The following is a 10,765-nucleotide window of genomic DNA, read 5'->3' as shown; positions in this document are numbered from 1 at the left end:
CACTGGCGCGCTTTGCGCCGCTCCACTTTCCCATGCCCGATTTACTCGCCAATCTCAATCCCGAACAGCTCGCCGCCGTGACGCTGCCGAACGAGCCCGCGCTGATCCTCGCGGGCGCGGGCAGCGGCAAGACGCGCGTGCTCATCACCCGCATTGCGTGGCTCATTCAGCAGGGTTACGCGTCGCCGCAGACCATTCTCGCCGTCACGTTCACGAACAAGGCGGCCCGCGAGATGATGTCGCGTCTGTCGGCGCTTTTGCCCATCGACACGCGCGGCATGTGGATCGGCACGTTCCACGGCCTGTGCAACCGCATGTTGCGCGCGCATTACCGCGACGCGGGCCTGCCGCAGACGTTCCAGATTCTCGACACTGCCGACCAGCTTTCCGCGATCAAGCGGCTCATGAAGGGCCTGAACGTCGACGACGAGAAGTATCCGGCGAAGAACCTCCAGTACTTCATCAACAACGCGAAGGAACAAGGGCTGCGTCCGAAAGACGTTGATGCGACCGACAACTTCAACCGCAAGTTCGTCGAGCTGTACGAGGCTTACGACCAGCAATGCCAGCGCGAAGGCGTCGTCGATTTTCCGGAGCTGCTGCTGCGCTGCTATGAACTGCTCGCGCACAATCCGCCGCTGCGTGCGCATTATCAGGCGCGCTTTCGCAACATCCTCGTCGACGAGTTTCAGGACACGAACAAGCTGCAATACGCGTGGCTGAAGCAACTCGCGGGCGAGCACAACGCGATCTTCGCCGTGGGCGACGACGATCAGTCCATCTACGCGTTTCGCGGCGCGAACGTCGGCAACATGCACGATTTCGAGCGCGAATTCCGCGTGCGCAATCTCATCAAGCTGGAGCAAAACTACCGCTCGCACGGTCACATTCTGGATGCCGCGAACTATCTGATCGCGAACAACGCGCGGCGGCTCGGCAAGAACCTGCGCACGGACGCGGGACACGGCGAGCCGGTGCGCGTTTACGAAGCCGCGACCGATTCACAGGAAGCGGGCTGGATCGTCGAGGAAATCAAGGCGCTCATCAACACCGGTCTCGCGCGCGGCGAGATCGCGGTGCTGTATCGAAGCAACGCGCAGTCGCGCACCATCGAACATACGCTCGTGAACGCGGGCATTGCGTATCGCGTGTATGGCGGCTTGCGGTTCTTCGAGCGTCAGGAAATCAAGCACGCGCTCGCGTATCTGCGGCTGATCGACAACCCGAACGACGACACCGCGTTCGCGCGCGTCGTCAACTTTCCGACGCGCGGAATCGGTGCGCGTTCCATCGAGCAACTGGCCGACGCCGCGCGTCTCTACAACTGTTCGATGGCCGCCGCCGTGCCTTACGTGACCGGCAAGGCGGGATCGAGCCTCGGCGCGTTCGCGACGCTCATCGCGAAGATGCGCGCCGAAACGCAGCAGATGAGCCTGCCGGAAACGGTCGAATACGTCGTGCGCGCAAGCGGACTGGCCGCCTTCTACGAGACCGAGCGGGAAGGGCAGGACCGGCTCGAAAACTTGCAGGAACTGGTGAACGCGGCGGCGGCGTTCGTGAGCGAAGAAGGCTACGGGCTGGATACGCCCGCGCGCTCGATCCCGTTGCGCCCCGGCGCGACCGCCGCGCAGGAGATCACGGCGGTGAGCGAGGACGGCGAGATCGAAGTGCTGGATGCGCCCGGCATCGCCGATCCGGCGCAGAATCCGGACACCATGACGCCGCTCGCGGGCTTCCTGTCGCATGCATCGCTCGAAGCCGGCGACAACCAGGCGCAAGCCGGACAGGACGCCGTGCAGTTGATGACCGTGCACGCGGCGAAGGGCCTGGAGTTCACGGCGGTGTTCATCACCGGGCTCGAAGAAGGGCTCTTTCCGCACGAAAACAGCGCGCAGGAATCCGACGGGCTCGAAGAAGAGCGGCGGCTCGCGTATGTCGCGATCACGCGGGCGAAGGAGCGGCTGTATCTGTCGTTCGCGCAGAGCCGCATGCTGCACGGCCAGACGCGCTACAACATCCGCTCGCGCTTCTTTGACGAACTGCCGGAGGGCTCGCTCAAATGGCTCACGCCGAAAGTCGAGCCGGGCGCGCGCTGGGGCGGACGCGCCGACAACGCCGGCTGGGGCCGCGACTGGTTCGCGCGGCCGGGACAGGAGCGCGGCGGTCCGTCGACGGCGAGTCCGGCGCTGCCGTCGTTCGCGAACGAGCAGCGCGCGGCCGATACCGGCTTCAAGGTCGGGCAAGCTGTGTTTCACACGAAGTTCGGCGAGGGCACCGTGACGGCGCTCGAAGGCTCTGGCGGCGATGCCCGCGCGCAGGTGCGCTTCAAGCGGCACGGCGAGAAGTGGCTGGCGCTGGCGGTGGCCAAGCTGCAGGCCGTCGAATGAAGCGGCTCGCGATCATGGCGGCGCTGCCGCAGGAATTGGGCGACCTGATCGCGCACATGCGGGGCGCGGGCGACGTGCGCACGGTGACGCTCGGCAAGCGTGAATATCACGTCGGCGAGGCGCACGGCGTGCCTGTAGTCGTGACGCTCGCGCGCATCGGCAAGGTCGCGGCGGCCGCGACGGCGAGCGCGCTCATCCACGTCTTCGGCGTCGATGCGATCCTTTTCACCGGCGTGGCGGGCGGCGTGCGGGCGGACGTGCGCGTGGGCGATATCGTCGTCGCGAACGCGCTGCTTCAGCACGATCTCGACGCATCGCCGTTTTTCCCGCGCTACGAAGTGCCGCTACTCGAGCGCACGCATTTCGACGCCGACAGCGCGTTGTCGGACGCGCTCGCTGCTGCGGCGCTCGCGTTCATCGAAACCGAAGGCGACGCGCTCGCCGAACGCTTCGCCGTCATGCGGCCGCGCGTGCATCGCGGGCTGGTGGTGAGCGGCGACAAGTTCATCGCGAGCCACGAGGCGGTGAGCGCGTTGCGCGCTGCGTTGCCGGATGCGCTCGCGGTCGAGATGGAAGGCGCGGCGCTCGCCCAGGTCTGCTACGAGCACGGCGTGCCGTGCGCCGTTGTCCGCACCATTTCCGATACGGCCGATGCCGCCGCGCCCGCGTCCTTCGCAGAGTTCTTGACGGCGATTGCGGGGATGTACTCGTCGGGGGTGTTGTCGCGGTTTTTGATGCGGGCGGGGTGAGGCGGTTGGCCGGGGTTGAACTGGTTGAAGGTTAGCGACCGCTTAGGCCGGTCCGAACGCTTGGGGCGGTTGAGTTGCTTGAGCCGCATTTACTGCTCGAACCGCGGCAACGCTGCAACTGCTACTGCGGCTGTGTCCGGCCCAACGGCTGCAATGGGTGCAATTGCTGTAATGGGTCCAACGGCTCAACGGCTCAATGGCCCCGACGGCCTAACGGCTCAGCGGCTCCGACGGCAAAAAAGCACAAGCGGCACCAACGGCACCAACGGCACCAGCAGCCTGTACTGCCTGTGCCGCGCAACCGCGCGCGTTGGAGCCGTCCGACCGCTCGCACCGCTCGAACCATCGCAAGCAGCAGCATGCGACTAGTCGGCTGTCACATCTTGCCGCATCCGTCCAATTACGCTTGTTATTGAGAATGATTCTCAATACAATGGGGTCGTACATCGTGGATACACGACTGGAGGCCCGACGTGACCAACGATCCGAAGCCCGACGGCGTAACGCACGCCGAGGCGCGCGATGCACTAGCAGCCCGCGCCATCGCAGCGAACGCCGCCAAAGTCCTCGAAACAACCCGCCGCGCCTGGGCCGAAGCGCCCGCCGCGCTGTCGGCCGCGCGCGTCGAATGCCCGCCGCCACGCGTCGCGCGCAAAAAGCGCGTCGTGCCGCGCCGTTCCCGCTGGGTGAGCCTCGTCGCCGCCCTGAACGAATGGAGCCCGAAGCCGCTGTGATCGCCGACGACCTTACTTACAACGCCTTGGACAACCGGATGTTCGACGCAAGCCGCTTCCCGCTCGTGCGCGTGCGTCGCCGGGCGATGAAGCCCGGCTATGCGTTCGCGTGGTCCGCGCAGATGCGCCGGCTGCTCGCGCTCGCGACGCCGTTCGTCATCGTCGCGGAACACAGCGACGGTGAAACTCCCGACGACTTCGCTCTGCGCGCCGCGTGGCTGCGCACGCATCGCGCGGCGCTGGCGGCGCACTGCCGCGGATTCATCGTGATCGCACCGCGGATCGAGGCGCGGGCGACCACGCGCGAAACGCTGCGCGCGCTCACGCAAGACAGCGGCGTGCGAACGGTCGTTGTATCGAGCATGCGCGTGGCGGGCGAACTCGCGCCGGTGCTGCTCAGGCACGGCGCGGCACCGGCGAGCGCGCCGCCATCGCGCAGATCGGGCAGATCGCGCAGATCGCGCAGATCGAGTAGCCGCGCCGTCTGAACGCGCGCACCGCTGACACGCGCTCACACGCGCTCACACGCGCTCACGCGCTCACACGATCAGGGCGCGCCCTCTCTAGGCAGCCATTCGCCCGCTGCTCTATGCTGTGGAGCGAGTCGCCGAGCAGCGACTCGCCACCGCTTGCATCTTGCAGAGGACGCGCATGCCGACTTACCGAGAAGCGTATCGCCAGTCGATCGAAGAGCCCGAAACATTCTGGGCCGAACAGGCCCGTCGCATCCATTGGCAGACGCCGTTCGAACAGGTGCTCGATGCGAGCAACCCGCCATTCGCGCGATGGTTCGTCGGCGGGCGCACGAACCTGTGCCATAACGCGGTCGATCGCCATCTCGCCTCGCGCGCGCAGCAAGACGCGCTCGTGTATGTTTCGACGGAAACGGGCATCGAGCGCCGCTACACCTACGCCGAGCTGCACGCGGAAGTGAACCGCATGGCCGCCGTCATGCGCTCGCTCTCGGTCAAGAAGGGCGACCGCGTGCTCATCTATCTGCCGATGATCCCCGAGGCGCTGTTCGCGATGCTCGCGTGCGCGCGCATCGGCGCGATCCATTCGGTCGTGTTCGGCGGCTTCGCGGCGCCGAATCTCGCGGCGCGCATCGACGATGCCGAGCCCACGCTCATCGTCACCGCCGATGCGGGCGCGCGCGCGGGCAAGGTGATCGACTACACGCCGCTCGTTGATGAAGCCTTGTCGCGCGCCGAATTCAAGGTGCCGCAAGTGCTTTTGATCGACCGGCAGCTTGCGCCCGAGCGCCTTCAGGCGAGCTATCTGTTCGCGTACGAGCCGCTGCGCGAGCAATTCTTCGATGCGCACGTTCCCTGCGAATGGCTCGAATCGAACGAGCCGTCGTATGTGCTCTACACGTCCGGCACCACGGGCAAGCCGAAGGGCGTGCAGCGCGATGTCGGCGGCTATGCGGTCGCGCTCGCGGCGTCGATGGAGCATATCTTTCAGGGCGCGGCCGGCGACACCATGTTCACGGCATCGGACATCGGCTGGGTCGTGGGGCATAGCTACATCATTTACGCGCCGCTGATCGCCGGACTCACGACCGTCATGTACGAAGGCACACCCGTTCGTCCGGATGGCGGCATCTGGTGGCGGCTCGTCGAGCAGCACAAGATCAACCTGATGTTCACCGCGCCCACCGCGATCCGCGTCCTGAAGAAGCAGGATCCGGCGCTGATGGAGAAATACGATCTGTCGAGCCTGCGCACGCTCTTTCTGGCGGGCGAGCCGCTCGACGAGCCCACCGCGCAGTGGATCCAGAGCGCGCTGCAGAAGCCCGTGATCGACAACTACTGGCAGACGGAGACCGGCTGGCCGATGCTGGCCATACCGCGCGGCATCGAGGCATTGCCGTCGAAGCTCGGCTCGCCGGGCGTGCCGTCGATGGGTTTCAACCTGACCTTGCGCAACGAGATGACTGGCGAGCCGTGCGCGCCGGGCGAGAAGGGCGTCGTGACGCTCGGCTATCCGCTGCCGCCGGGCTGCATGCAGACCGTCTGGGGCGACGACCGGCGCTTTGTCGAGACGTACTGGCGCAGCGTGCCGAATCAGATGGTCTATTCGACGTTCGACTGGGGCGTGCAGGACGAGGACGGCTACGTGTCGATACTCGGGCGCACCGACGACGTGATCAACGTGGCGGGACATCGGCTGGGCACGCGCGAGATCGAGGAGGCGCTGTCGGCGCACGCGGCGGTCGCGGAAGTGGCGGTCGTCGGCGTGACGGATGCGCTCAAGGGGCAGACGGCGACGGCGTTCGTCGTGCTGCGCGACGCCGATCGCATCAATGCGCCGGGCGCGCGCGAAGGCATGGAAGCGGAGCTGTGCCACGCGGTCGATACGCAACTCGGCGCGATTGCGCGTCCGGCGCGCGTGCATTTCGTTTCGATGCTGCCGAAGACGCGATCGGGCAAGCTGCTGCGCCGCGCGATTGCCGCGCTGGCCGAAGGCCGCGATCCCGGCGATCTGCCGACGATCGAGGACGCGAGCGCGCTCGTGCAGATCAGGGCGGCGCTGGAAGCATCCGGCAAGCGATAAGGCAGACACGCGGCATTGATCTTCCGCAAACGATGCCGCAATTTAACGCTCGCGCGCGATATTGCCTGATGCGGTGGCGCATACGATCAGGAGACCTTGTCAAAGGAGGGTCTCCATGTCATACCGATATTCCGACGCAGCCAACCTGGAAGGCACCGACATGGTCGGATCTCACCAGTGCGTCGATCTGGTCAAGCACTATGCGCACGCGCCCGCCACCGCGCTCTGGCGGGAAGGGGCACGGGTGATGGATACCCCGTTGATCCCGGTCGGCACGGCCATCGCAACCTTCGTCAAGGGCGAATACCGGAGCCACGCGCACGGCAATCACGCCGCGTTCTTCCTGCGCAGCGACGGACATTGCATCTGGGTGATGGATCAATGGGCGAACGACGAGGACAACAAGCCGGTGGTCTCGTCGCGCGCCATCTGTCGGAAAGGCCGGCTGAAAAACGGCAGATACGTGGACCCGAGCAATAACGCCGACGCGTTCTCCATCATCGAATGAGGGCGAGCGTGAAATCGTGCAGCAGGCATTGGCTGCGTGCAGTGATCGCCGCTGCGTCTTTGGCGGCGTCGGCCGCCGCCGGCGCCATTGAAATCGCGTGCCCCGCGCGCGTGACGATGCAGCCCGCCGTCGTCACCGATGCGCCGGACGGATGGCAGCCGCAGCAACGGCGCACGACGCTATCGGTTCAGGACGTCGTCGTGACGATCGGGCCGCCTGAGCAACGGCATGACCTGAAGCCGGAGATCACGACGGTCAACGGCCGAAGGTCTTACAACTGGCGATTCGTCGCCGCCGAGAACGAGCACGGCGTCTGGCTGTCGTGCGGATATGGCAACACGATACTGCTCTCGCAAAAGCTCTCGACGCCCGTATCCCGATGTCAGGCGCAGGAGCCCGTCGTCGAGAATGGCTACAGGAAGCTCGTCATCACCTGTCGTTGAGCCTGCCCGCAAACACAAACGCCCGATCACGTTTCCATGACCGGGCGTTCTACCGAAGCACAAGGCTCAAGCCTTCGCGTCGTCAGTCTTAGGCAGCAACACCGTCAGCACGCCGATCAACGGCAAGAACGCGCACAGCTTGTACACGTAATCGATGCTCGTCACATCCGCGAGATGCCCGAGCACCGCCGCGCCGACGCCGCCCATGCCGAACGCGAAGCCGAAGAACAGGCCCGCGACCATGCCGACCTTGCCGGGAATCAGTTCCTGCGCGTAGACCAGAATCGCCGAGAACGCCGAGGCCAGCACGAGCCCGATCACCACCGACAGCACGCCGGTCCAGAACAGGTTCACATACGGCATCAGCAAGGTGAACGGCGCGACGCCGAGAATCGATACCCAGATCACCGCCTTGCGTCCGACCTTGTCGCCCACCGGCCCGCCGATGATTGTGCCCGCCGCGACCGCCGCGAGGAACACGAACAGGTGAATCTGCGCGGCCTGCACCGATACGCCGAACTTGCTGATCAGATAAAACGTGAAATAGCTCGTGATGCTCGCAAGGTAGAAGTACTTCGAGAAGACGAGCAGGACGAGCACGCTCATCGCCAGCATCACCTTCTCGCGCGGCAGCGCCGCGTGCGCCGCCTTCGCGCGGCCTTTCTTGACCGCCGGATGACGCTTGTACCAGCGGCCGATGTTCGCGAGCACGACCATCGCGAGCAGCGCGGCCGCCGAGAACCACGCGATCGAGCGCTGACCGTGCGGAATGACGACGAGCGCGGCAAGCAGCGGCCCGAGCGACGAGCCCGCGTTGCCGCCCACCTGAAACAGCGACTGCGCGAGGCCGTGCTTGCCGCCCGACGCCATGCGCGCCACCCGCGACGATTCCGGATGGAACACCGACGATCCGCAGCCCACCAGCGCCGCCGCGATGAGCAACGTGCCGAAGTTGCCCGCAATCGACATCAGCAGGAGACCGGACAGCGTGAAGCCCATCCCGACGGGCAGCGAATACGGCTTCGGGTGCTTGTCCGTGTACAGCCCGACGATCGGTTGCAGCAGCGACGCGGTGATCTGATATGTCAGCGTGATCAGGCCGATCTGCCCGAACGTGAGCGAGAACTCGCTCTTGAACATGGGATAGATCGCCAGAATCAGCGACTGAATCATGTCGTTGAGCAGATGCGAGAAGCTGATGGCGCCCAGCACGGAATACACGGTGCGCGGCGCTGGCACGGGTGCCGCGTTCGACGCGCTGGCCGCATTCACTGCCGACGCGCCGCCCGAGCTCGGAAAGGCGCCTTTGTCGATACTCGTTTGCATGGTGACGGAGAAGAGATAGCGGTGGTTTCGGATTCGTTGTTCTGCGCGCGATTCATGCGCGAACCGAATGTGTGTCAAGTGTAGGGTGGCTCGCTCGCGTTGTCATGCCAAGGTTTGTCGAGAATCGGACACGTCACGGGCGATGCGACGCGAATCGTCGGAACAAACGAATTTTGGCCGGTTATAAGAATCGCCGGGCACCGAACGGCCGTACGCACTGCGCTAAAGAAAACGAGGCTTATGCCGTAGACCAGCGATGTGGGCGTCCCGTAGAGCGGGCGTACCGTTCGAAGAAAATCACACGGGGATACATGATGAGACTCTTTCCGCTACGCGCCGCGCGAGGCGCCGGCCTGATGCCGAACGCCGCTTCGGGACAGGCGGCACGCGCAGGAAACAAGACGGCTTCGAAGCGCGCGCTGTCCGTGAAGGCGACCTTGCGCCTCGCGTTCGGCCTCGTTCTGGCGGGCACGCTCGGCATCGGCGCGATTGCGCTCACGCAGATCAGCCGGCTCAACGGCGCGACCGAGTCCATCTACACGCAAGGCTATGTCGCGAGCCGCGCGGCCGAAGAAACGCGCGGCTACCTGCTGCGCGCGAGCCGTTCGCAGAAGATGCTGCTTACCGCATCGACGGCGAAGGAACGCGACGACCTCGGCAACGAGATCGAACGCGCGTTGACCGAGATCGGCAAGGAGCAGGCGCAACTGGCGCAGTACATCGACCATGCGGATACCGACGCGCTCGGGCAACAGAAGCGCTTCTCCGCCGCGCTCGCGACGTGGAGCGGCAACCTGCGCGGCTTCGTCAAGCTCGTGAAGGAGCAGCCGCTCGATCTCTCGCAGATGAACTGGCAAGTCGGCATGCAGGACGTCTCGCTGCTCGTCGAGACCAGCAAGCTGGAGAAAATGGTCGATGAGCTCGTCGCGCGCCGGGGCGCCGCCGCAAAAGCGACCATCGACGCCGCCGCGTTCATCTTCCATTCGTCCTTCGTGATGGTGTCGGTGCTGACGATTGCGCTCTTCGTGCTCGCGATCATCGTCAGCGAATGGGTCGTGCGGCGTCTGTCGGGGCAACTCGGCGGCGAGCCGGGCTATGCGAAAGAGATCGCGAGCCGCATCGCGTCGGGCGATCTCGCGTATCCGATCCGCCTCAAGCGCCGCGATGACGCCAGCATGCTCTACGCGTTGTCAGAGATGCAGTCGGGCTTGTCGGCGACGGTGGGCGACATTGCGGCGAGCGCGGAGGCGATCGCGTCGGCGTCGAGCGAAATCTCGACGGGCAACGTGGATCTGTCGCGTCGCACGGAAGAGCAGGCGGTCGCGCTGGAGAAGACGGCGGCCAGCATGGAGCAACTGACGTCGACGGTGCGCCAGAACGCCGATAACGCGATGCAGGCGACGACGCTCGCGCACAATGCGTCGGAGATCGCGGAGAAGGGCGGCAAGGTGGTGGGCCGCGTGGTCGAGACGATGGAGCGCATCGACGCGAGCGCGAAGAGCATCGGCGACATCATCGGCGTGATCGAGGGCATCGCGTTTCAGACGAACATTCTCGCGCTGAACGCGGCCGTGGAAGCGGCGCGCGCCGGCGAGCAGGGACGCGGCTTCGCGGTCGTGGCGGGCGAAGTGCGCGCTTTGGCGCAGCGATCGTCGGCGGCGGCGAAGGAGATCAAGACGTTGATCGACACGTCGGTTTCGCGCGTGTCGGATGGCTCGACCTATGCGCAGGAGGCGGGCGCGACGATGGAGGAAGTGGTGCGCGCCGTGCGACGCGTGACGGACATCATGGGCGAGATTTCGGCGGCTTCGGCCGAACAGAAGTCGGGCATCGAGGCGATTGGACACGCCGTTTCGCAGATGGACGCCGGGACGCAGCAAAACGCGGCGCTCGTCGAGCAGGCGGCGGCTGCGGCGCAATCGCTCGATGATCAAGCGCGTGCGCTTAAGGGGCTTGTTGGGAAGTTTCAGTTGGTCTGAGGGTTGTTTTTTGTTGTGGGCTGTTGCTCTTGCTCTTGCCCCTTGCCCTTGCCCAGGGCGAGGGCGAGGGCGCTTCATGCTTT

9 protein-coding genes are annotated in these 10,765 nt (G+C 65.5%); 8 read left to right on the top strand and 1 reads right to left on the bottom strand.

Features of this window, described 5'->3' with window-relative positions:
• Positions 1 to 32: 32 nt before the first annotated feature.
• From LDZ24_RS08945 to LDZ24_RS08915, 7 genes are all read left to right on the top strand, one after another.
• Positions 33 to 2,387: a UvrD-helicase domain-containing protein gene (locus tag LDZ24_RS08945; RefSeq protein WP_248320151.1), complete on the top strand. Its 2,355-nt coding sequence runs from the start codon at positions 33 to 35 to the stop codon at positions 2,385 to 2,387.
• Positions 2,384 to 3,136, top strand: coding sequence for a 5'-methylthioadenosine/adenosylhomocysteine nucleosidase (locus LDZ24_RS08940; protein WP_248320150.1), 753 nt, complete (start codon positions 2,384 to 2,386; stop codon positions 3,134 to 3,136). Before LDZ24_RS08945 ends, LDZ24_RS08940 begins: the two co-directional genes overlap by 4 nt.
• A gap of 473 nt (positions 3,137 to 3,609) precedes the next feature.
• Entirely contained in the window at positions 3,610 to 3,870 is a 261-nt protein-coding gene (locus LDZ24_RS08935; RefSeq protein ID WP_248320148.1) for a hypothetical protein, read from the top strand.
• 38 nt (positions 3,871 to 3,908) lie between these two features.
• Positions 3,909 to 4,358: a hypothetical protein gene (locus LDZ24_RS08930; RefSeq protein WP_248320147.1), complete on the top strand. Its 450-nt coding sequence runs from the start codon at positions 3,909 to 3,911 to the stop codon at positions 4,356 to 4,358.
• 163 nt (positions 4,359 to 4,521) lie between these two features.
• The gene (locus tag LDZ24_RS08925; RefSeq protein ID WP_248320145.1) at positions 4,522 to 6,426 is read left to right on the top strand and encodes a propionate--CoA ligase; all 1,905 of its coding nucleotides are present in this window, start codon (positions 4,522 to 4,524) and stop codon (positions 6,424 to 6,426) included.
• A gap of 115 nt (positions 6,427 to 6,541) precedes the next feature.
• Entirely contained in the window at positions 6,542 to 6,934 is a 393-nt protein-coding gene (locus LDZ24_RS08920; RefSeq protein WP_248320143.1) for a BPSL0067 family protein, read from the top strand.
• 8 nt (positions 6,935 to 6,942) lie between these two features.
• Positions 6,943 to 7,377, top strand: a complete 435-nt coding sequence (locus LDZ24_RS08915; protein WP_248320142.1) for an STY0301 family protein — start codon at positions 6,943 to 6,945, stop codon at positions 7,375 to 7,377.
• Positions 7,378 to 7,443: 66 nt separating this feature from the next.
• On the opposite strand, the gene LDZ24_RS08910 is transcribed toward LDZ24_RS08915, so the two are convergent.
• On the bottom strand, positions 7,444 to 8,703 hold the full coding sequence (locus LDZ24_RS08910; RefSeq protein WP_248320140.1) for an MFS transporter: 1,260 nt from the start codon (positions 8,701 to 8,703) through the stop codon (positions 7,444 to 7,446).
• Between the two features lie 314 nt (positions 8,704 to 9,017).
• On the opposite strand from LDZ24_RS08910, the gene LDZ24_RS08905 reads away from it, so the two are divergent.
• On the top strand, positions 9,018 to 10,682 hold the full coding sequence (locus LDZ24_RS08905; protein WP_248322315.1) for a methyl-accepting chemotaxis protein: 1,665 nt from the start codon (positions 9,018 to 9,020) through the stop codon (positions 10,680 to 10,682).
• Positions 10,683 to 10,765 lie beyond the last annotated feature (83 nt).

Origin of the sequence: Caballeronia sp. Sq4a, assembly GCF_023170545.1 — a bacterium.
GTDB lineage: Bacteria > Pseudomonadota > Gammaproteobacteria > Burkholderiales > Burkholderiaceae > Caballeronia.
Note: the sequence above shows the minus strand (reverse complement) of the source record. Positions and strands in the feature narration are given on the sequence as shown.

Bases quoted from the DNA above. Each gene is read 5' to 3' on its own strand.
- LDZ24_RS08945 (WP_248320151.1), top strand. From the start codon at position 33: ATGCCCGATTTACTCGCCAATCTCAATCCCGAACAGCTCGCCGCCGTG.
- LDZ24_RS08940 (WP_248320150.1), top strand. From the start codon at position 2,384: ATGAAGCGGCTCGCGATCATGGCGGCGCTGCCGCAGGAATTGGGCGAC.
- LDZ24_RS08930 (WP_248320147.1), top strand. From the start codon at position 3,909: ATGTTCGACGCAAGCCGCTTCCCGCTCGTGCGCGTGCGTCGCCGGGCG.
- LDZ24_RS08925 (WP_248320145.1), top strand. From the start codon at position 4,522: ATGCCGACTTACCGAGAAGCGTATCGCCAGTCGATCGAAGAGCCCGAA.
- LDZ24_RS08920 (WP_248320143.1), top strand. From the start codon at position 6,542: ATGTCATACCGATATTCCGACGCAGCCAACCTGGAAGGCACCGACATG.
- LDZ24_RS08910 (WP_248320140.1), bottom strand. From the start codon at position 8,703: ATGCAAACGAGTATCGACAAAGGCGCCTTTCCGAGCTCGGGCGGCGCG.
- LDZ24_RS08905 (WP_248322315.1), top strand. From the start codon at position 9,018: ATGAGACTCTTTCCGCTACGCGCCGCGCGAGGCGCCGGCCTGATGCCG.